This window comes from Gymnodinialimonas ulvae, assembly GCF_037543845.1.
Taxonomy (GTDB): Bacteria; Pseudomonadota; Alphaproteobacteria; order Rhodobacterales; family Rhodobacteraceae; genus Gymnodinialimonas; species Gymnodinialimonas ulvae.
On the sequence record NZ_JBBIFX010000001.1, the window covers coordinates 523,137 to 543,495 of the forward strand.

17 protein-coding genes are annotated in these 20,359 nt (G+C 63.1%); 12 read left to right on the top strand and 5 right to left on the bottom strand.

Going from position 1 to position 20,359, the window contains the following annotated elements:
• The first annotated feature begins 31 nt into the window (after positions 1–31).
• Positions 32–1,102: a PA0069 family radical SAM protein gene (locus V8J83_RS02510; protein WP_339983178.1), complete on the top strand. Its 1,071-nt coding sequence runs from the start codon at positions 32–34 to the stop codon at positions 1,100–1,102.
• A gap of 51 nt (positions 1,103–1,153) precedes the next feature.
• Here the strand turns inward: V8J83_RS02510 and V8J83_RS02515 are convergent, their stop codons facing one another.
• The 3 genes from V8J83_RS02515 to V8J83_RS02525 form a co-directional block, all read right to left on the bottom strand.
• On the bottom strand, positions 1,154–1,774 hold the full coding sequence (locus tag V8J83_RS02515; RefSeq protein ID WP_339983180.1) for a class I SAM-dependent methyltransferase: 621 nt from the start codon (positions 1,772–1,774) through the stop codon (positions 1,154–1,156).
• Positions 1,775–1,876: 102 nt separating this feature from the next.
• Positions 1,877–2,902, bottom strand: coding sequence for a betaine--homocysteine S-methyltransferase (gene bmt, locus V8J83_RS02520; RefSeq protein ID WP_339983182.1), 1,026 nt, complete (start codon positions 2,900–2,902; stop codon positions 1,877–1,879).
• Positions 2,903–3,091: 189 nt separating this feature from the next.
• Positions 3,092–3,406, bottom strand: coding sequence for a DUF1476 domain-containing protein (locus tag V8J83_RS02525; protein ID WP_339983184.1), 315 nt, complete (start codon positions 3,404–3,406; stop codon positions 3,092–3,094).
• 171 nt (positions 3,407–3,577) lie between these two features.
• On the opposite strand from V8J83_RS02525, the gene purC reads away from it, so the two are divergent.
• The 7 genes from purC (at position 3,578) to V8J83_RS02560 (ending at position 12,460) form a co-directional block, all read left to right on the top strand.
• Positions 3,578–4,339, top strand: coding sequence for a phosphoribosylaminoimidazolesuccinocarboxamide synthase (gene purC, locus V8J83_RS02530; protein ID WP_339983186.1), 762 nt, complete (start codon positions 3,578–3,580; stop codon positions 4,337–4,339).
• Positions 4,340–4,402: 63 nt separating this feature from the next.
• On the top strand, positions 4,403–4,636 hold the full coding sequence (gene purS / locus V8J83_RS02535; RefSeq protein WP_339983188.1) for a phosphoribosylformylglycinamidine synthase subunit PurS: 234 nt from the start codon (positions 4,403–4,405) through the stop codon (positions 4,634–4,636).
• Complete coding sequence (purQ, locus tag V8J83_RS02540; protein ID WP_339983190.1) at positions 4,633–5,301, top strand: phosphoribosylformylglycinamidine synthase subunit PurQ; 669 nt, start codon at positions 4,633–4,635, stop codon at positions 5,299–5,301. Before purS ends, purQ begins: the two co-directional genes overlap by 4 nt.
• Positions 5,302–5,349: 48 nt before the next feature.
• The gene (locus tag V8J83_RS02545) at positions 5,350–7,125 is read left to right on the top strand and encodes a sensor histidine kinase (protein ID WP_439649748.1); all 1,776 of its coding nucleotides are present in this window, start codon (positions 5,350–5,352) and stop codon (positions 7,123–7,125) included.
• 90 nt (positions 7,126–7,215) lie between these two features.
• Complete coding sequence (locus V8J83_RS02550; RefSeq protein ID WP_339983192.1) at positions 7,216–8,532, top strand: sigma-54-dependent transcriptional regulator; 1,317 nt, start codon at positions 7,216–7,218, stop codon at positions 8,530–8,532.
• Positions 8,533–8,544: 12 nt separating this feature from the next.
• Positions 8,545–9,429 (top strand): hypothetical protein, encoded by an 885-nt coding sequence (locus V8J83_RS02555; protein ID WP_339983194.1) that lies wholly within the window; start codon positions 8,545–8,547, stop codon positions 9,427–9,429.
• Positions 9,430–9,928: 499 nt separating this feature from the next.
• Positions 9,929–12,460: an Rne/Rng family ribonuclease gene (locus V8J83_RS02560; RefSeq protein WP_339985950.1), complete on the top strand. Its 2,532-nt coding sequence runs from the start codon at positions 9,929–9,931 to the stop codon at positions 12,458–12,460.
• Positions 12,461–12,518: 58 nt separating this feature from the next.
• Here the strand turns inward: V8J83_RS02560 and V8J83_RS02565 are convergent, their stop codons facing one another.
• The gene (locus tag V8J83_RS02565) at positions 12,519–13,271 is read right to left on the bottom strand and encodes a DsbA family protein (RefSeq protein WP_339983196.1); all 753 of its coding nucleotides are present in this window, start codon (positions 13,269–13,271) and stop codon (positions 12,519–12,521) included.
• 113 nt (positions 13,272–13,384) lie between these two features.
• Between V8J83_RS02565 and V8J83_RS02570 the strand changes: the two genes are divergently transcribed.
• Positions 13,385–14,536 (top strand): pyridoxal phosphate-dependent aminotransferase, encoded by a 1,152-nt coding sequence (locus tag V8J83_RS02570; RefSeq protein WP_339983198.1) that lies wholly within the window; start codon positions 13,385–13,387, stop codon positions 14,534–14,536.
• A 53-nt stretch (positions 14,537–14,589) separates the two neighbouring features.
• Positions 14,590–15,801 carry an N-acetylmuramoyl-L-alanine amidase gene (locus V8J83_RS02575; RefSeq protein WP_339983200.1) on the top strand — a complete coding sequence of 404 codons (1,212 nt, stop codon included), beginning with the start codon at positions 14,590–14,592 and terminating at the stop codon, positions 15,799–15,801.
• Here V8J83_RS02575 and V8J83_RS02580 read toward each other — a convergent pair.
• Entirely contained in the window at positions 15,788–16,396 is a 609-nt protein-coding gene (locus V8J83_RS02580; RefSeq protein WP_339983202.1) for a class I SAM-dependent methyltransferase, read from the bottom strand. The genes V8J83_RS02575 and V8J83_RS02580 overlap by 14 nt on opposite strands.
• 96 nt (positions 16,397–16,492) lie before the next feature.
• On the opposite strand from V8J83_RS02580, the gene V8J83_RS02585 reads away from it, so the two are divergent.
• Together V8J83_RS02585 and prfB are read left to right on the top strand one after the other, a co-directional pair.
• On the top strand, positions 16,493–19,057 hold the full coding sequence (locus tag V8J83_RS02585) for a penicillin-binding protein 1A (RefSeq protein ID WP_339983204.1): 2,565 nt from the start codon (positions 16,493–16,495) through the stop codon (positions 19,055–19,057).
• Between the two features lie 112 nt (positions 19,058–19,169).
• Positions 19,170–20,297 carry a peptide chain release factor 2 gene (gene prfB / locus V8J83_RS02590; protein ID WP_339983206.1) on the top strand — a complete coding sequence of 376 codons (1,128 nt, stop codon included), beginning with the start codon at positions 19,170–19,172 and terminating at the stop codon, positions 20,295–20,297.
• Positions 20,298–20,359: the final 62 nt, after the last annotated feature.

Genomic DNA, 20,359 nt, shown 5'->3' on the forward strand with positions numbered 1-20,359 from the left:
CAAATGTTCGCTAAATGTTCCATGTTGCGCCATGGCTTTTCCAACTTCCAAACCTCCTGGCCGGGCCGCGCTGAGCAATGTGGCCGGGCGATTTGAACGGCAGGGGCGAGAGGCGGTGGATGATGGTTGGAATCTTGTAGAAGATCGCCCGATGCTGCGTACCGAAGTCACCGATGAGCGCCCGCGCCGCATCATCACGCGCAACACCTCGCCCGATATCTCGTTTGACCGATCGATCAATCCATACCGGGGATGCGAGCATGGCTGCATCTATTGTTTTGCGCGCCCGACCCATGCCTATCTTGGCCTGTCGCCGGGGCTTGATTTCGAGACACGACTGGTTGCACGGCCCGACGCGCCGCAGGTGTTGGAGGCGGAATTGCGGCGCCCGTCCTATCGCTGCGATGTGATCGCCATTGGAACCAACACCGACGCCTATCAACCGATCGAGAAAGACCGCCGCGTGATGCGCGGGGTTCTGGATGTGTTGCAGCGGTTTCGCCATCCGGTCGGCATCGTCACCAAGGGCAGCCTGATCGAGCGCGACGCCGATATCCTGAGCGAGATGGGGCAGGCGGGCCTGGCGCGGGTGGGCGTGTCCGTCACCACGTTGCAGGCTGATGTTGCGCGCAAGATGGAGCCGCGGGTGCCGCCGCCTGCACGGCGGTTGCGCACCATCGAACGGCTGAGTAACGCAGGCGTCCCGGTCCGTGTGATGGTGTCGCCGATTGTGCCCGGCCTGACGGATCACGAGATCGATGCGATCGTCAGCGCGGCGCGCGATGCGGGCGCGGTGGCGGCCAGCATGATCCCCCTGCGCCTGCCGCTCGAAGTGTCGCAGCTCTGGCAGGATTGGCTGGCCGAGCATTATCCCGAACGGGTAGGCCGGGTGATGTCGAAGCTGCGTGATATGCATGGTGGCAAGGAATATGACGCCGAGTTCGGCAAGCGAATGCGCGGCGAAGGCATATGGGCCGATCTTTTGCAGCAACGGTTTTCGCGTGCGGTGCGCGCGGCGGGATTGGCCGAAAATTTGCCGCCGCTCAGGTGCGATCTGTTTGAGGTTCCGCTGGCCGAGGGGGACCAGTTGGCGCTGTTTTGACATGGGGCTCTGTGCGGCAGGTTACGGTTTGCGGGCTCAGGGGTTGCGGGCTTAGGGTTTGCGGGCCACGACGAAAAGGCGCGGCGCGGTGTCGGGCTGCAGCAGCGTCTCCTTGACCTCAAAGTCCGCACGGGTGATGGCCGCTTCGAGTTCTGCGCGGCTGAGGTTGCGCACGAAAGGTGCCTTGCCAATCGCGCGCATGACCGGGATCGCCAGCGGCAGGAACCAGGCCCCGTCCGAGATCAATCCGGTCTTCGACAGGAACAGACCGCCGCGGGGCAGGGCCTCGAAGATCTGCGCAACGACCGCGTCGAGGTCGCGCACCAGATGCAGAAGGTTCAATGCGATGACGGTATCGAACGGACCTGCGGGCAAGGTGCCCGCATCGGCCACCGCAAACGATAGGCCCGGAGCCGTGTCGGCCCCCAGTTTCGCGCGTGCGATGTCGATCATGCCCGGCGAGACATCGGTGCCGAGGTAAGAGGAGACGCCGCCCGCCAGTTCCAGCGCGGTCGATCCGGTGCCGCAGCCAAGCTCCAACACCGTCGCTTGCCGAGGCAACAGATCGCGCATACGGGTCAGGGTGGCCGAGTAGGCGGCTTGGTCACTGATTGGATCAGTCGCGTATTTCGGCGCGATCTTGTCCCAGAAAGCGGCGTCGCGGGTGGACATGGCGTTCCCCTTCGCGTTGGGCGGCGTGGTCCGGTTTGGCGGGCCAGGTGGTGCCGCGTGGAGACAGGTTGCCCGGTCAGTGGGTCCGCGGCAAGTGCGAGCTCAGGCTTGGGCGCGCGCGCGGCGGCGGCCCCGCCGTTCCCGGGCGGGCCCCGGCGTGGCCTCGGTGCCATCGACATCCGAGGAGAAGCCACCAAGTTCAGCCGCGATCGTGTCGAGGCCGGGCACCGCGCCGCGCGGGGTGGTTTCCAACGCGGCGCGCATGTTCGCGAGATGCTCCGGTGTCGTGCCGCAGCACCCGCCGATGATCGTGGCTCCGCAATCGCGGGCGAGCACGGCGTAGCGCGCCATCAGCTCCGGCGTGCCGTCGTAATGGATGTGACCGTTCACGTATTTCGGGATGCCCGCGTTGCCCTTGGCGATCAGCGGACGTTCGGTGCCGCTGGCGCGCAGGCCAAGCACCGTGCGCAACAGATCCGACGCGCCGACCCCGCAATTGGCCCCAAACGCCACGGGTTTATGGGGCAGGCGGTCAACCATCTGCGCCATGGCAAGGGATGTCAGGCCCATCATGGTCCGTCCTGCGGTGTCAAAGCTCATCGTGCCACAGAAAGGCATGTCGGCCAACCGCGCGGCTTCAGCGGCGGCCTTGTATTCCTCCGGTGCGCTGATCGTTTCGACCCAGAGCACATCCGCCCCGCCGGCCTTCAGCCCCTCGGCCTGTTCATGGAACATCTCCACGGCCAGCGTATGCGTCAACGTGCCCATCGGGGCCATGATCTCGCCGGTGGGGCCGACGGACCCCGCAACGATGACCGGTCGGTCCGCGCGATCCGCGACGTCGCGACCGATCTCGGCCCCGGCCTTGTTGAGGTCAAAGACGCGGGTCTGCGCGTCGTGCAATTTCAGACGCGCCGCAGTGCCGCCGAACGTGTTGGTCAGAAACAGATCCGAGCCCGCATCGACCGCGCCCTGGTAAAGTGCGCTGATCCTTTCGGGATGATCGACGTTCCAAAGCTCGGGTGCATCGCCCGATTGCAGTCCCATGTTGAATAGCGTCGTGCCGGTCGCGCCATCGGCCAGCAGCCAGTCGCGGGTTTCCAGAAGACGGGTGAGGCGATCAGTCATGGGGCGGCCTTGTTTTGCGCATGTGGGGCTGTGTGCCGCGCGCGTTCATTATGAACAAGGCTGAAAAGTTGCATGATTTTTATGAGGCGAGTTCAAAAAGGCGGGCCTGGATCGGACCCGCCTTTTGGTCTGTGCAGTTTGGCCTGCGGGCCGGGTCGCGTGCGCCCGAGGCGGTGCCTGGGTCTGTGTTCAGACCTCGTCCATCAATTGCGCCTTGGCGACGGCCAGCAGGGCCTCGTATTTTGCGCGCACCTCGGCCTCGGAGAGTTTGCCGCCCAGATCGCCGAGCACCTTGCGCATGACGTCCTCGTGGCCGGCTTCCTCGAAATCGGCCTTCACCACTTCAGCGGCATAGGCAGTGGCCTCGTCGCCAGATTTCCCGAGCGCCTCGGCGACCCAAAGGCCCATCAGCTTGTTGCGGCGAGCCTCGGCCTTGAACTGCATCTCGGCGTCATGGGCGAATTTGTTCTCAAAGGCGTTTTCGCGGTCATCGAAGGTGGACATCTGGGCTGCTCCGTTCGGGCAAGGGTTACTTTGGCCAAAGCATATCCCCGCGCGCCAGAGGGCCGCAAGGCGTAGCCTTTGCGCGTGCTTGCGACACAACGCGCGATGACCTATAGCCAGCGCATATTTGCGCGGGTCCAAACGCCTGCGCCCTGGGATGGGACGGCAGACATGGCACGGCGTAAGAAGGTCTACGAAGGCAAGGCCAAGGTCCTGTATGAGGGTCCCGAACCCGGAACACTGGTTCAGTATTTCAAGGACGACGCCACGGCGTTCAACGCCGAGAAGCGCGACGTGATTGACGGCAAGGGCGTGCTGAACAATCGGCTCAGCGAGTTCTTCATGAACGGTTTGACCGCGATTGGCGTCCCGAACCATTTCATCAAGCGCATCAACATGCGCGAGCAGCTGATCCGGGCGGTGGAGATCATCCCGCTGGAGGTTGTGGTGCGCAATGTGGCTGCGGGCTCGATCTGTCCGCGCCTGGGCATCGAAGAAGGCACGGCGATGCCGCGTCCGATCGTAGAATTCTACCTCAAGAACGACGAATTGGGCGATCCGATTGTCAGCGAAGAGCACATCATCGCGTTCCAGTGGGCCACGCAGCAGGACATGGATGACATGGTGAGCCTGGCGCTCAGGGTAAACGATTTCATGAGTGGGTTGATGCTTGGGGTGGGGATCAAGCTGGTGGATTTCAAGATCGAGATCGGGCGTATTTGGGACGGAGATTTCATGCGGCTGATCGTGGCTGATGAGATCAGCCCCGACAGTTGCCGGTTGTGGGATATCGAAACCGGTCGCAAGCTCGACAAGGATGTGTTCCGCCGCGATCTGGGCGATCTGGCCGATGCCTACACCGAAGTGGCGCGCCGCCTTGGCGTGATGCCGCAAGGGCCGGTGGGCGTGTCGAAGCCAACGCTGATCAACTGAGATGGCCTTGCCCGGCCGCGGGCAGGCGATGTGCATAGTTTTGGAACAAAGAGGGCAGGGGCGATGAAAGCTGTCGTGACCGTGATGCTGAAACAGGGCGTTCTGGACCCGCAGGGCGAGGCGGTGAAATCCGCGCTCGGCTCCATGGGGTTCGAAGGGGTCGACGGCGTGCGCCAGGGCAAGGTGATCGAGCTGGATCTGGCCGATGGCACAACCGAGGCGCAGGTCAACGAGATGTGCGAGAAGCTTCTGGCGAACACTGTGATCGAAAGCTACCGGGTGGAGATGGGCGCGTGAAGGCGGCGGTCCTGCAATTTCCGGGCTCGAATTGCGACCGCGACATGGTTGCGGGGTTCCAGCTGGCCGGGTTAGAAACGTCAAAGGTCTGGCACAAGGAGACCGCGCTGCCTGCTGGTATTGACGTGGTCGGTGTGCCGGGCGGGTTTTCCTACGGCGATTACCTGCGATGCGGCGCGATTGCGGCGCAGTCGCCGATCATGCGCGCGGTGGCGGAGTATGCCGAGGGCGGCGGGCATGTATTGGGCGTGTGCAACGGGTTTCAGGTGCTGTGCGAGACGCGGCTCTTGCCGGGCGTGTTGATGCGCAATGCAGGGCTTAAATTCGTCTGCCGTGCCGAGCCTTTGACCGTTGTCACCACCAACAGCCCTTTCACACAAGCCTATTCAGCGGGTCAGGAGATCGCCATTCCGATTGCCCATCACGACGGAAATTACCAGATCGACGATGCCGGTCTTGCCGCGTTGCGCGCAGAGGACCGGATCGCCTTTACCTATCGCGACAATCCAAATGGTGCGCGCGCGGATATCGCTGGTGTGTTGAGCGCCAATCGCCGGGTTCTTGGGATGATGCCGCATCCCGAGCGCGCCGTTGAAGAGACGCAGGGCGGGGCCGAGGGTGCGCCGCTGTTTGCCGGGCTGGCCGGGGCGCTGGTTGCGGCGTGATCCCGCATCGGTCTTGAGCGCCGCAGCGGCTGAGCCTACGCTGCGCCCATGAGTATGACGGAGACGAAAGCCAGGCGCCTGGCGCGGTTGAGCCGATGGCGGCCCTGGATCCTGCGTGGCGGGCTGGTGGTGTTCCTGCTGATCGCGATTTCGGTGATATGGGTGTCGAACATCCTGCTGACGGAACGCTTCACCGAGACACAGCGCAACCGCGCGGAATTGCGGCTGGCGATTTATTCCGGCTCGGTCCTTTCGGAAATTCAGCGCCATCAGGTCGTACCGGTTCTGTTGAGTCGCGACCCAAGCCTGATCCGCGCGCTGGAGGCCAATGATTACACCAATACGTCGCAATATCTGATTTCGTATGTCGAGGATATCGGCGCGGCTTCGATCCTGTTGCTGGACCGCGAAGGCCGGGTGGTGGCCGCCACGGATCGCGCGCGGATTGCCGAATTGCGCAGCGATGAGCCTTTTTTCGTTGAGGCCACGCGCAGCCCGGACACGGTTTTTACCTCGAACGAGCCGGAGACCGGGCGCTTTGATTTCACCTTTTCGCGGCAGATCGAAAACGGCGACGGCCTGTTGGGCGTAATCCTGGTCGAGATTGACCTCGGTCGTCTTGTGGACCGGTGGCGCGGCACCTCAGAGGCGGTGTTTCTGACCAATTCGCAGGGCCAGATCATCCTGTCGACGGAGCCGCGCTGGCGCGGTCGGACAGAGACCGAGGCGATGGCGCTGCGCACGCCGCCCAGTGCGATCCAGCGCGCGTTGGATGGGGCGGGCGATTGGGCCTTTGGCGATCCCAGTCCGAACTTCTTCGGCTCGGCCACGATCCGACTGGAGAACCGCATCACCTTTCGTGGCTGGCGCATCGTCAGCTACACCGCCTATGCGTCGGTCCGGGAGCGGGTGAACGGCGTACTGGCGCTTCAGATCATGGGATTCGCCCTGCTTCTGGCCGGAGCGTTCTATGTCTTGAGCCGTCGCGCCCGGATGCAGAGCATGGTTCTCGCCCGTGAGTCGGCGGATCTGCGCCGTCTGAACGAACGGCTGCAGCGGGAAATTGCCGAGCGTCAGAAGGTCCAGCGCAACCTTGAGGAGGCCGAACAGAGCCTTGCGCAGAACCAGAAACTGGCCGCCCTCGGTGAGATGTCGGCAGCGGTCAGCCACGAGTTGAACCAACCGCTGGCGGCGATGAAAACCTACCTCGCGGGCGCACGGCTTTTGTTGCAGCGCAAGCGCACCGAAGAGGCCGCGTCGAGTTTCCAGCGGATCGATGACCTGATCGAACGGATGGGCGCGATCACGCGGCAGCTGAAAAGCTATGCCAGAAAGGGCGGAGACGCGCTTGAGCCGGTGGACATGCGCGATGCCCTGAAGGGGGCGTTGACGATGATGGAGCCGCAGTTGCGCACTGACACGGTGGAGATCACGCAATCGCTGCCGCGCAAGCCCGCGATGGTGATGGTGGACCGCCTGCGGTTGGAGCAGGTGATCATCAACCTTTTGCGCAACGCGCTTGATGCGATGAAAGGGTCGGATACGCGCGAGCTGGACCTGATGATCGTGGAGGGCGAAGAGGTCGTTTTGACGGTACGCGACACCGGAGACGGGATTGACGATCTGGAGGCTTTGTTCGAGCCATTCTACACGACCAAGAAGCCCGGCGAAGGTGTCGGGCTCGGGCTGGCGATCTCATCGGGGATCGTGACGGACCTTGGGGGGCGGTTGACCGCGCGCAATTCGGGGCGCGGCGGGGCCGTGTTCGAGGTGCGGCTGCCCGCGCTGGCCGAAGATCAGGGCGGCGCGACGGCGGCCGAGTGAGACAAGCACCATCCCGCACCTTCACGCGGGGCGGTTGGACCATCCCCGGGGCGGCAGGCGCCCTTGGGCACCAAAAGGGAAGTCTTCAAAATGAAGATCGCGATCATAGACGATGAGCAGGACATGCGGCAGTCGATCAGCCAATGGCTGTCGCTGTCGGGCTTCGAGACGGAAACCTATGCCAGCGCCGAGGATGCGCTGAAGGCAATCGGGGCGGATTTCCCCGGCGTCGTTGTGACGGATGTGAAGATGCCGGGCATGGACGGCATGGCCTTTCTCAAGCGCCTCATGGGGGTCGACAGCGGAATTCCCGTGATCCTGATCACGGGCCACGGTGATGTGCCGATGGCCGTGGAGGCGATGCGGATCGGGGCCTATGACTTCCTGGAAAAGCCGTTCAATCCGGACCGGATGACCGATCTTGCCAAACGGGCGGGGCAGCAGCGGCGCCTGACGCTCGACAACCGGGCGCTGCGCAAGGAGCTGTCGGATGGCACGGTCCTGATGCGCAAGCTGATCGGGTCGAGCCCGGTGATGGAGCGGCTGCGTGAGGATATCCTCGATCTGGGGCAGGCCGACGGCCATGTGCTGATCATCGGCGAGACGGGCACGGGCAAAACGCTGGTCGCGCATGCGCTGCATGCCGTTGGGCCGCGGGCAGGCAAACATTTCGTGGTGTTGTCCTGTGCCGCCCATGACGAAGAGGAGCTGACCGCCAAGCTGTTTGGTCCGGTCGGCGAAGATCAGGACAAGCCGCTGGTGGAACAGGCGCGCGGTGGTACGCTGGTTCTGGAGGATGTCGAAAGCCTTAGCGAGCCGTTGCAAGCGCGCCTGCTGACCTTCATCAACCAGCAGGGCACGCCCGCCGAGACGCGGATCGTAGCCATTTGCAATGCGCCCGAGCCGGATCAATGCGAAGGCGCGCTCAGGCCCGATCTGTTTTACCGGCTGGCCGCGATGCGTATTGATCTGCCACCGCTGCGGCAGCGGGGTGAGGATATCCTGACGCTGTTCACCCGCTTCGGCGAACAGTTCTCCGAGGAATACGGCACCGAGGCCCCGCAGGTCACCGCGCAGGAGGCGGCACAGCTTTTGCAGGCGCCCTGGCCCGGCAATGTGCGCCAGCTGATCAACATCGCGGAACGCGCGATCCTGCAACAACGGCGCGGCTCGGGCTCTATTGCGTCACTGCTGATGTCCGACAATGCGCAAATCGCGCCACAGGCCATCGGCGACGGCAAGCCGCTCAAGGAATATGTCGAAGCGTTCGAGCGAATGCTGATCGACAACACCATGCGGCGGCATCGCGGTTCGATTGCCAATGTGATGGACGAATTGTGTCTGCCGCGTCGGACGCTGAACGAGAAGATGGCGAAGTACGGGTTGAGCCGTTCGGATTACCTCTGAGGCGACGTCAAAATGACCTCTCCACAGCGTCACGTGGCCATCTGGCTAGGCGGTTCCGTCGGGATCGCCCTTTTCGCCGGGTTGGTTTTCGGCCTGCTGTTTTTCCTGCTTTTTGCCGCGTGGATCGTGGCGAAGTGGAAGGCATGGGCCGGGATCGCTCTGGCGGGTATTGTCCTGGTGGCGTTCTTCGGGCCTGCGGTGGTCGATCAGACTGTATTTGATCGCCAGTTGGCCGAAATTCGGGCGCAGGACGTGACGACGGACCCTCTGGATTTGACGGGGCGAACGGTTTTGTTTGTGGGGATGTCGGGGCGCTACCACCCCGTCGAGTGCAGCGATCTGTGCCGCAACATCGCGGCCTTTGGCGGGGCTCAGGCCGTCTATTTCGGCTTTGATCGGAGTCTTGATCTGCGTGTTTCGGGTCCGCCACTGAACCTTCTAGACCGTGAGATCCGACAATTCACGGGCCCTCCGCAAGATTGGCCGGTCGAGGGCGCACCGATTGAGCGCGTCACGCCCGAGCGGATCGACTACGTCGTGTTCGAAGGCAACTTCCGGTCCGCCGCTTTGCAAGACGAAATGCATCCTGAGGTCTCCAGCTATGGGGGGCTGTTTCCTTTCGATACGATTTTTGGCGAATATGCGATCTATGCCGTCGACGACCCGACAGCGTTTGACATCTTGTCTGCCGAGCCGCTGTTCACCCGGTTCGAAGTGACCCGCCATCGCGCCACGGTGCCGGGCCTTCCGTTTGTACTTTTGGGCGACCGAACCTTTGACCACCGATATGCGTCCGGTCAGAGCCAGTGGAACACGTTGAATACAAGGGATGCTGCGGCGTTCCTATGCGGGCCTCCTGACCGCAGGCACAACGGCAATTGCCGCCTTATTCAGTAATAGCTTCAAGCCTTTGGGTTTGACCGGGCCCACCGAACCCACCGCAGATCACATCCGATGCCCACACGACCGGACCTGGAACATTCGTGACCGTCCGGAACGTTTCCCCATTGTCTTTCGCTGCATGCGTCCCTTAGTGTGAAGAGACTGGCCAAGCGCCAGCGATCAGTTTCTCTGCACCTTTGCCCGGTGACGCGCATGTGACGCGACGGGTCGGGGAGGCAGGTCACTTGGCCCGGTGGACGTATTTTTTTGCCGCACGGGTCGCACCGAACCGCCTTTCGAGGCACGAATGGGTGGCGAAACCGTTTGTTTCAGCCACCGGAGACAGACGCGATGCACCGCCACGGCGCACATACGGACACGCTTACAGGGCCATGGCCCCTGTCCGTGCGACCCGGGCTTATCGCGACATCAGCACAACGTGTTCACCGACAACCCGCAGTGCAGGGCCTCGCGCCGTGCAGGCGTACGTGTCGTGGCCACGAGCAAGGATATCATGGCGAAGAAAATGCTAATCGACGCCACCCACGCGGAAGAAACCCGCGTTGTGGTGGCAGACGGAAACCGGGTTGAGGAATTCGATTTCGAGTCGCTGAACAAGCGGCAACTTGCAGGCAACATTTATCTGGCAAAAGTCACGCGGGTCGAACCCTCGTTGCAGGCAGCCTTCATCGACTACGGCGGGAACCGGCACGGGTTCCTCGCGTTTTCGGAAATCCACCCTGATTACTACCAGATCCCGGTTGCGGATCGTGAAGCGCTTCTGGCCGAGGAGCGCGCCTATGCCGAACAGCAGGCCCGCGAAGACGAAGAAGCCACCGCAAAGCCCAAACGGCGTCGGCGCCGCCGCAAATCCTCCGAGACCAAGGCCGAGGAGACCGGCACCGATGCGGTCGCGACGGAAACCCCGTCCGGCATGGATGTGGTCGACCTAGAAGAGGGCGACGCGACGGCCGCAGATGCGGAGAATGATGCGCACGAGGCCGGATCCGATGGCGAGGTCGAGGGCCTGTCGCCGATGGAGTTGGTCGCCGAGACGCCGGTGGAAGAGCCCGCCGATGATGTGGATGCCGAGGACGATGAGGATGGCGAGGATGGCGACACCGAAACCGTCGCCGATGATGACGACGCCGAGGAAATCCGCCCGGTGCGCAAACCGCGCCCGCGCAAGTACAAGATCCAGGAAGTCGTCAAGGTGCGGCAGATCCTTCTGGTGCAGGTCGTCAAGGAAGAGCGCGGCAACAAGGGTGCTGCGCTGACCACGTATCTGTCGCTGGCCGGACGGTATTGCGTATTGATGCCAAACACCGCGCGCGGCGGCGGGATCAGCCGCAAGATCACCAACGCATCCGACCGCAAGAAGCTCAAGGAAATCGCGACCGCGCTGGACGTGCCGCAGGGTGCGGGCCTGATCGTGCGCACGGCGGGTGCGCAGCGCACCAAGACGGAAATCAAGCGCGACTACGAATATCTGCAGCGCCAATGGGAGCAGATCCGAGAGTTGACGCTGAAATCCACGGCGCCTGCACCGATCTATCAGGAAGGTGACCTGATCCACCGCACGATCCGCGACCTCTACAATCGTGATATCACAGAGGTCCTCGTGGAGGGGGAGGCGGGCTACAAGCACGCCAAGAACTTCATGAAGATGATCATGCCGAGCCACGCCAAGAATGTGAAGCATTACACCGACCCGATGCCGTTGTTTGCGCGTCACAAGGTGGAGGGTTATCTGGCCGATATGTTCAACCCGACGGTCCAGCTGAAGTCGGGCGGCTACATCGTGATCGGGATCACCGAAGCGCTGGTTGCGATCGACGTTAACTCGGGCCGGGCGACCAAGGAAGGCTCGATCGAGGAAACCGCGACCAAGACCAACCTTGAGGCCGCCGATGAGGTGGCGCGTCAGGTGCGGCTGCGTGACCTTGCAGGCCTGATCGTGATCGACTTCATCGACATGGACGAGCGCCGTAACAACAGCGCCGTCGAGCGGCGGATCAAGGACAAGCTGAAGACCGACCGCGCGCGCATTCAGGTTGGTCGGATCTCGAGCTTTGGCCTGATGGAAATGTCGCGTCAGAGGCTGCGGCCCGGCATGTTGGAGGCCACGACGCAGGCCTGCCACCATTGCCACGGCACCGGTCTTGTGCGGTCCGACGACAGTCTTGCGCTGTCGATCCTGCGCCAGTTGGAAGAGGAAAGCACACGCGGCCGCTCCAAGGAGGTCTTGCTGACTGCGCCCATCGGGATCGTGAATTTCCTGTTCAATTTCAAGCGTGAGACGCTGGATGCCATCGAGGCGCGCAGCGGGATGGCGATCCGGATCGAGGCGGACGCGGCCCTGGTTGTGCCCGATTTCAAGATCGAAAAGTTCAAGACCGCGACTCGCAAGATCACGGCGACTGCACCGGTGATTTCGATGGATGCCGGGTTGATGGATGACATCGACGAAGGCGTCGAGGCCGAGGTTGCCCCCGAAGAGGTCGAAGCCGAGACACCAGAGACCGACGAGCAGCCCAAGAAGAAGCGCCGTCGTCGGCGCGGTGGCCGTGGCCGTCGTCGCGGGGGTGAAAACGGTGAGAATGGTGAGGGCCAGTCCGAGGATGGGTCGGAGGCATCGTCTGATGCGGATCAATCCGGTGAGGCCCAGGCTGAGCAGGATCAAAGCGCCGATGCGGCTCAGGCTGAAGCCAACCCTGAGACGCCGGATGGTGACGAGGAACAGCCGAAAAAGCGCCGCCGCTCCCGCCGCGGTGGCCGTGGTCGCAAAGCCGCCGATGGCGAAGCGGATGCAACGCAAGACGCTCCGGCAGAGGCGGATACCCCGGCGGAGGAGGCCCCGGCTGAACCTGTTGCAGAGGCCGCGCCCGCGCCTGAACCTGCGGCGGAAGTCGAGCCTACTCCCGAACCGGAGCCCGAGCCTGCACCCGAGCCCGAACCGGAACCCGTTGCGGCAGAGGCCGCACCCGAACCGGCGCCGGAAGAACCGGCCAAGCCCAAGCGGCGCGGTTGGTGGTCCCGCGGATGAGATCAAACGGAAAAGGGCGCCCCTCGGGCGCCCTTTTTTGTGGCCGCGATAGCCGCGTTTACTGAGATGTTTCGCGCAGGATCGACACGATTTCCTGCATGTTCGGCAAGGGCACATAGCCCTGCACCAACTGATCACCGAAGACAAACGACGGTGTGCCGGTGATCCCCATGCGCGAGGCAAGTTCGCGGTTGTAGTTGATCGTGTCCTGCACCAGCGGATCGGTCATCGCGGCAAAAATCGCCTCGCTGTCCAATCCGAGATCCGTGGCCAGGCGCGCCAGCGACAATTCGGTCACATCCGAGCGCATGGCGATCAGACCAGCGTTCACCAATTCATAAGCCTGGCCACCGAGCGCGATGCGCGTGGCGATTGCAAAGCGGCTGGCCAGTTCTGATTGTTCGCCCAGGATCGGGAATTCCTTGGTGATGATGCGGATGTTGCCGTCCGCTTCAACCAGTTCCGTCACCTCCGGATGCGCGCGGCGGCAGAACGAGCAGCGGTAGTCGAGGAATTCGACGATTACGACATCGCCGTCGGGATTGCCGCTGACATGGTCGAACGCCGAATTGAACAACGCGTCGCGATTGTCGACGACCGCCCGTGCCTGCGCTTCGGCCTCCATCGCGGCCTGACGCTCTTCCAGAATGGCAATCGCCTCCATCAGAACTTCCGGGTTTTCGAGCAGATAGGCGCGAACTTCCTCGCGGAAGGCCCCCCGTTCCGCCTCGGTGAGGTCGCCCAGATCGGTGGCGGCGGCTTGCCCCGCCAGAAGCGCGCCAAAGGCTGCGCCCAACAAATACTTCGTCATGTGAAACTCCGCGCGTCGACTTTTCCCGTTCCTAACATATTGCGCCGCGCCCGCCACCATTGACGGCACGCATCGGGGCTGATTTCACCGGGGCAGAAACCCCGGAGGCTAAGATGCGACATTCCGACCGCGCGCTGGTGGACCCGTTTATCGTGATGGATGTCATGGAATCTGCCCGCGCCGCCGAAGAGGCGGGGCGTCATATCATCCACATGGAGGTCGGACAGCCCGGCACCGGCGCGCCCGAAGCAGCGCGCAAACGGCTTGCGGCAGAGATGGACGCGGGGCCGCTGGGATACACCGTCGCCCTCGGGCGGCCCGATCTGCGCGCCGGGATCGCGGCGCTTTATGACGAATGGTACGGGCTGGACCTTGACCCGTCGCGGGTGGTGCTCACTTCGGGGGCCTCGGGGGCGTTCCTCTTGGCGTTCACGGCTCTCTTTGACGCCGGGGCGCGGGTTGCGTTGGGCGAGCCGTGCTATCCGTCGTACCGGCAGATCCTACGTGCGTTGTCGTTGGAACCGGTGGGCCTGCAAACGCAGGCCGCCACGCGGTATCAGCCGACTCCGGGCGATTTGGCCGACGATCTGGACGGTTTGATCGTGGCCAGCCCCGCGAACCCGACCGGCACGATGTTGTTCGAGCCCGAATTGCGCGCGCTATCCGATGCTTGCAGGTCGCGCGATATCGCATTGATTTCGGACGAGATTTACCACGGGCTGCAATATGAAGGGCGGGCTGTTTCGGCACTTGAGGTGACGGATGAGGTCTATATCATCAACTCGTTTTCGAAGTACTTCTCGATGACGGGATGGCGGTTGGGGTGGATGGTCGTGCCGCCCGATCATGTTCGGATTATCGAACGGTTGGCGCAGAACATGTTCATCTGCCCGCCCCACGCGGCGCAGGTGGCCGCCCTTGGCGCGCTGAGCCCGGAGGGACGCGCCGAGTTGGATCGGCACCGCGATACCTATGCCCAGAACCGGGATGTTTTGCTGCGGGGGCTGTCGGAGGCCGGGCTAAACCGCTGTGCACCTGCGGCTGGGGCGTTCTACGTTTATGCGGATGTCTCGGACTTCACCGACGATGCGCGCAGATTCGCGACGGAGATCCTCGACGAGGCGGGGGTGGCCGTGACACCGGGTCTGGATTTCGACAAGGCGCGCGGCGCAGGGACATTGAGGTTTTCCTATGCCCGCGCGACGGCGGATATCGAAGAGGGCGTAGCGCGGCTGATTGCGTTCATGGCCGCGCGAAAGGGCTAGGCCACCGCGGCATGGTTTGGTAGCCTGCCGCCAACCAAGAGGGACCATTCCCCGTGATCCGAGCAGTCCTATTGATCGCCCTTCTATGGCTTCCCGTGCCTGCGATTGCGCAGGGTTTTGGTGCCTTGGCGCGGGTGTTGGCCGATGACAGCAGCCTCAACGATGCGCGCGACGGGGTGGAGCTGGAGCTGGCGTTGAGCCAGGCGGTGCCGTTTCGGGTCTTCACGCTCAATGGGCCGATGCGGGTTGTGATTGATTTCCGGGAGGTGGATTTCAGCGGCCTGCCCGCGGCGTTCAACCGTGCAAGCGCGGTCGAAACGCTGGCGCATGGCGGCGCATCAACGCCGGGCTGGTCGCGTATGGTCCTGACGCTGAACACGCCAATGGTGCCCGAGATCGCGGCGATGCGGACCGATGACACGAGCGGTGAGGCGGTGATCCGGCTGTCGTTGCAACCGGTCGATGCGGAGGATTTTGCCGCCCGCGCCGGGCCACCACCGGGCATTGGTGAGATCCTGTTGCCAGTGGTGGCGCGGGCGGTGCGCCCGGTCGAAGACGGCGGGCCGGTACTGGTGGTTCTCGATCCCGGCCATGGCGGTGTGGATCCCGGCGCGGTCCGGGAAGGCTATACCGAGGCCGAACTGATGCTGATTTTTGCGCGGGAATTGCGCGAGATCATGCGTAGGACGGGTGAGATCGAGGTGGTCGTGACCCGTGACGCGGATGTGTTTGTGCCCTTGCCGACGCGCGTGACAATGGCTCGCGCGGCGGGGGCGGATTTGTTCATTTCGTTGCATGCGGACGCCATCGCCGAGGGCCGCGCGCAGGGGGCGACGGTCTATACTCTGGCGGCGGAGGCCAGCGATGCGGCGGCGGCGGCCTTGGCCGAGCAGCATGACCGTGCGGATCTGTTGCAAGGCATCGACCTGGAAGGCAGCGATGACGAGGTGGTCAGCGTGCTGCTGGACCTGGCGCGGATGGAGACGGCCCCGCGCAGTGGTGCGTTTGCCGATACCCTGGTTGAGGCGATTGACCAAACCGGGTTGGATTTGCACGCCCGCCCGCGCGGCGAAGGGGCGTTTTCGGTCCTGAAGGCTGCGGATTTTCCGGGCGTGTTGCTGGAGGTCGGTTTCCTGAGTGAGGGTGGTGACCTGCAGAACATCCTCGATCCGGATTGGCGCGCGCGGATGCAGGCGGCGATCACCGACGCGGTCATCGCCTGGGCCGAAGCGGATGCCGCCGCGTCCGCGCTTAGGCGCCAGTGAATACCGCCAACCAGACCGAGTGCCCCTTCAACGCGGCGTCTTCGGGGCGAAACCAGACCTCCGAAAACCCATGATCGTCCAATAGTTGACGGTAATCCGACGGCGCCAGGCTGGCGTGATAGACGGGTGAGGCTCCGACACGTCCCACGGCCTCGCCGGCGCTTGGCCCGGTGGTCAGAAGCAAGCGCGCGCCGGGGGCGGCATGGGCTTTGAAAACCGAAAACATCGCCCGTTGATCTGATGGGGAGAGGTGAAAAAAACTGTTGAACGCCAATATGATGTCGAACGTTGCGCCTATTTCGAGCCCGCGCATGTCGGCGTGGATCGCGCGCACCTCCGGCACCCGCGCACGCACCTCTGCGATCATCGCGGCGGCTGCGTCCACACCGGTGACGTCATCACCCCGGGCGGTGAAATATTGCGCAATCGGCTGACCCGCCCCGCAGCCCAGATCAAGCACCCGCAAACCCGGCGCGCGCCCGGCCACACAGGCCTCCAGCGCGGGGCGTTCCCACAGGCTTTGATTGCGGGTTTGCGCCCATTGGACCGCCTCACGTTCGTAGGCGGGCAGGATATCTTCGGGCCGATCGGTCATGACCCTTCAATATCATGGCAAATTGCCGCTGTCGTGTTTTGACCGCGGGCGCCGGGACGCGTATAAAGAAGCCAAAATTGAGGCGACGAACATACCATGCGATTCATTATCGGCTTTTTTGGTGCGATCTTCAGTGCGATCACCCTTGGCCTTGTCTTTGCCGCTGTCGGCATTGGCGGGTTGATTTTCATGTATTCGCGCGGCCTGCCGGATCACGAGCAGCTGTCCAACTATGCGCCGCCGACCATCAGTCGGATCTATTCGCGCCAGGGCATGATCGTGGATGAGTTCGCATCCGAGCGGCGCCTGTTCACCGCCGCCGATGAGATCCCCGACCTTGTGGCCTACGCGTTCGTCTCCGCCGAGGACCGCAATTTCTACAACCATGCGGGATATGATCCGCGCGCCATCGTGGCCGCGTTCATCGAAGCGGTCCGGTCGCGGGGCCGCGACGTGCGCGGGGCGTCAACAATCACGCAGCAGGTCGTGAAGAACATGCTGCTCGACAATTCTTTCAACATCCAGCGCAAGGTCCGTGAGATCATCCTTGCGGCGCGGATTGAACGAACGCTCACAAAGGACCGGATCCTTGAGCTGTATCTGAACGAGATTTTTCTGGGGCAGAATTCCTATGGGGTGACGGCGGCCGCGCAGACCTATTTCAACGCTACGCTCGAAGACCTATCCCATGAGCAGGCGGCCTTCCTTGCCGCCATGCCGCAGGCCCCGTCGCTCAGCCCGGTGCGCGACTATGAGCGTCTGATCAACCGACGCAATTACGTGCTGCGTGAGATGTACGAAAACGGCTACATCACCGAGCAAGAGATGAACACGGCACGTGCCGCGGCCCTTGAGACCGTACAAGGCGGCCATATCGAGGCGTTCCGCCTGACCCTGCCGCCGCGCAATTACTTCACCGATGAAATCCGCCGTCAATTGAGCGCGGAGTACGGGGCCGATGACTTCCTGTCCGGCGGATACGCCGTGCGGTCTACGATGGACGAAGGGCTTCAGGCGGTTGCCGAGGTCGCGCTGCGCCGGGCTTTGGAGCGCTATGACCGTGACCTGGGCGTTTGGCGCGGTGCTTATGCGACGATCGACCCCGCAGACCTTGGCGACGGTGAGGAGGCGATCTGGCGCGCGGCGCTGGCCGATGCTGATATTCCGCGCGACATCGAAGGCTGGTCAGCGGCTGTGGTTCTTGAGATCGGCGAAAGCTCGGCGCGGATCGGGATCGAGGGCGTGGAAGAGGACGAAGACGGCCATTTCATTCCCGCCGAAGACGTGCAATGGGCGCGGCCCCTGCGCGAAGACGGCTCACGCGGGTCGACCGCGCGGGTCGCAGGCGATCTTCTGAGTGTTGGCGATGTGGTACATGTGCGCGCGATGACCCGCGACAGCGACGGCTCTTTCATTCGGTGGACCCTCCGGCAAGTACCCGAGGTGCAGGGCGGGTTCATGGCGATGGATGTCCACACGGGCCGCGTTTTGGCGATGCAGGGTGGGTTCTCCTACCAGCATTCGTCGTTCAACCGCGCCACGCAGGCGACCCGACAGCCGGGCTCGTCGTTCAAACCGTTCGTTTATGCGGCAGCGCTCGACTCGGGCTACAGCCCCAACACCATTGTCATCGACGCCCCGATTGAGGTCGAGACCGGCGAAGGCATCTGGCGACCGCAGAACGCGTCGAACCAATTCTACGGCCCGTCGCCACTGCGCACGGGCATCGAGCGCTCGCGGAACCTGATGACCGTGCGTCTGGCGCAGGATGTCGGCATGAACACCGTTGCGCGCTACGCTGAACGCTTCGGCGTCTACGATGATATGCAGCCGTTCCTGGCCAATTCGCTTGGCAGTCAGGAGACTACTCTGTTCCGAATGGTGGCGGCCTATGGGATGTTCGCCAATGGCGGTGAACGGGTTGAGCCGACGCTCGTGGACCGGATCCAGAACCGTTATGGCGAGACGGTCTATCGCCACGATCAACGCCTGTGCCCCGATTGCGAGTTGGCCTCTCTTGATCCTGGTGTGGCGCCGCGCATCGTGTCCACGCGCGAGCGCGTCATGGATCCGATCACGGCCTATCAGTTGACCTCTATGATGCGCGGTGTGGTGCAGCGCGGCACGGCGTCGGGCACGGTAAACCTGCCGGTCCCCGCGGCCGGCAAGACCGGCACGACCAATGAGGCGCGCGATGTCTGGTTTGTGGGCTTCACCTCCAACATCGCGGCCGGGTGCTACATCGGCTACGACCAGCCACAACCGTTGGGCCGTGGCGCGTCGGGTGGCGGCATGTGCGGTCCGGTGTTCCAGCAGTTCATGATGGAAGCCATTGCCGAATACGGCGGCGGCGATTTCCCGGTGCCTGAGGGCGGCCAATTCTTCCCCATCGACCGGTTCTCGGGCGCGCGCCTGCCCGCAGGTGCGTCGGGCGATTATGTCGTCTACGAGCTGTTCCGCGACGGCGAAGAGCCCTACGAGGGCATCCTGTCGGTGATTGATGGCGGTTGGGCGATGTCGTCGGACATTCCGATCTTCTCGCGCGGTGAGGCGGGCGGCGGCGGCGGGCAGGGCGTGCTTGTGGAGACCTCTGACGGCACCACGGCGCGGGTTCCAACCTCGACCGGGTTCGGAACGCTCAGCTCGGGCGGGCTCTACTAGGCACTTGGCGGCCTTGCGCGCCCTGAGCCTGCGTGGGCTCAGGGGTTGCGCTTGAGGGCCGTCGATTGATCCTCTAAATCATCGGGCATACGCAGCCGGAAAGGTCGGATACATGCGCGCCGAAACGCAGTCCAATATCGAAAAAATCCGCAATTCCCTGACCCTTCTGGGCCAGCGGATGGATATCGACACGGCGCCGCATCGCCTTGAGGAATTCAATGCGATGGTCGAGGATCCCAACCTATGGAACGACCCCGACAAGGCGCAGAAGCTGATGCGCGACCGGCAGATCCTGGTCGACAAGCTGAAGACCTATGAGGCGATCAAGCAAGGCGTGGATGACAATTCCGAACTGGTGGAATTGGGCGAGATGGAAGGCGACGACGAGGTTGTGGCCGAGGCCGAGGATGCGATCGCGGCCCTTGTCGAAGTGGCGGCGGCCAAGGAATTGGAAGCGCTTTTGGATGGCGAGGCCGACAGTAACGACACCTTTCTTGAGATTAATTCCGGCGCGGGCGGCACCGAAAGCTGCGATTGGGCGGCTATGCTGGCGCGCATGTATACGCGTTGGGCGGAAAAGCAGGGCTACGAGGTGGATCTGCAAAGCTTCAGCGCGGGTGAAGAGGCGGGGATCAAATCCGCCGTCTACAAAATCAGCGGCCACAATGCCTATGGCTGGATGAAGTCGGAATCGGGCGTGCATCGCCTTGTTCGGATCAGCCCCTTCGACAGTGCCGCCAAACGCCACACGTCGTTCACCTCAGTGAAGGTTTATCCCGTGGTCGACGACAACATCGAGATCGAGGTGAACCCCTCAGATATTCGCATCGACACCTACCGGTCGTCCGGCGCGGGCGGGCAGCACGTCAACACCACCGACTCGGCCGTGCGCATCACGCACCACCCGACCGGGATCGTCGTGACATCGTCGGAAAAGTCCCAGCACCAAAACCGTGATATCGCGATGAAAGCGCTGAAATCCCGGCTCTATCAGATGGAATTGGACAAGCGCTCCGCCCTGATCAACGAGGTGCATGAGAATGCGGGTGATGCGGGTTGGGGCAACCAGATCCGGTCCTACGTGTTGCAGCCCTACCAGATGGTGAAGGACCTGCGCACCGGCTTTGAGACGTCGGACACGCAGGGGGTTCTGGACGGAAATCTTGACGGGGTGATGGCCAGTGTCTTGGCGCATGGCGTGTCGGGCAAGGGCCGTGCAGAGGCGCAGGGCGAGGCGTGAGCCCTAGGCGGGATCGCTTGAGTCCGGCGTCGCTTATTTTCTTTTCCATTGCACAAACATGG

Bases quoted from the DNA above. Each gene is read 5' to 3' on its own strand.
- V8J83_RS02555 (WP_339983194.1), top strand. From the start codon at position 8,545: ATGACCTCTCCACAGCGTCACGTGGCCATCTGGCTAGGCGGTTCCGTC.
- V8J83_RS02570 (WP_339983198.1), top strand. From the start codon at position 13,385: ATGCGACATTCCGACCGCGCGCTGGTGGACCCGTTTATCGTGATGGAT.
- bmt (WP_339983182.1), bottom strand. From the start codon at position 2,902: ATGACTGATCGCCTCACCCGTCTTCTGGAAACCCGCGACTGGCTGCTG.
- prfB (WP_339983206.1), top strand. From the start codon at position 19,170: ATGCGCGCCGAAACGCAGTCCAATATCGAAAAAATCCGCAATTCCCTG.
- V8J83_RS02545 (WP_439649748.1), top strand. From the start codon at position 5,350: ATGAGTATGACGGAGACGAAAGCCAGGCGCCTGGCGCGGTTGAGCCGA.
- V8J83_RS02510 (WP_339983178.1), top strand. From the start codon at position 32: ATGGCTTTTCCAACTTCCAAACCTCCTGGCCGGGCCGCGCTGAGCAAT.
- V8J83_RS02585 (WP_339983204.1), top strand. From the start codon at position 16,493: ATGCGATTCATTATCGGCTTTTTTGGTGCGATCTTCAGTGCGATCACC.
- V8J83_RS02560 (WP_339985950.1), top strand. From the start codon at position 9,929: ATGGCGAAGAAAATGCTAATCGACGCCACCCACGCGGAAGAAACCCGC.
- V8J83_RS02580 (WP_339983202.1), bottom strand. From the start codon at position 16,396: ATGACCGATCGGCCCGAAGATATCCTGCCCGCCTACGAACGTGAGGCG.
- purC (WP_339983186.1), top strand. From the start codon at position 3,578: ATGGCACGGCGTAAGAAGGTCTACGAAGGCAAGGCCAAGGTCCTGTAT.
- V8J83_RS02550 (WP_339983192.1), top strand. From the start codon at position 7,216: ATGAAGATCGCGATCATAGACGATGAGCAGGACATGCGGCAGTCGATC.
- purS (WP_339983188.1), top strand. From the start codon at position 4,403: ATGAAAGCTGTCGTGACCGTGATGCTGAAACAGGGCGTTCTGGACCCG.
- V8J83_RS02565 (WP_339983196.1), bottom strand. From the start codon at position 13,271: ATGACGAAGTATTTGTTGGGCGCAGCCTTTGGCGCGCTTCTGGCGGGG.
- V8J83_RS02525 (WP_339983184.1), bottom strand. From the start codon at position 3,406: ATGTCCACCTTCGATGACCGCGAAAACGCCTTTGAGAACAAATTCGCC.
- V8J83_RS02515 (WP_339983180.1), bottom strand. From the start codon at position 1,774: ATGTCCACCCGCGACGCCGCTTTCTGGGACAAGATCGCGCCGAAATAC.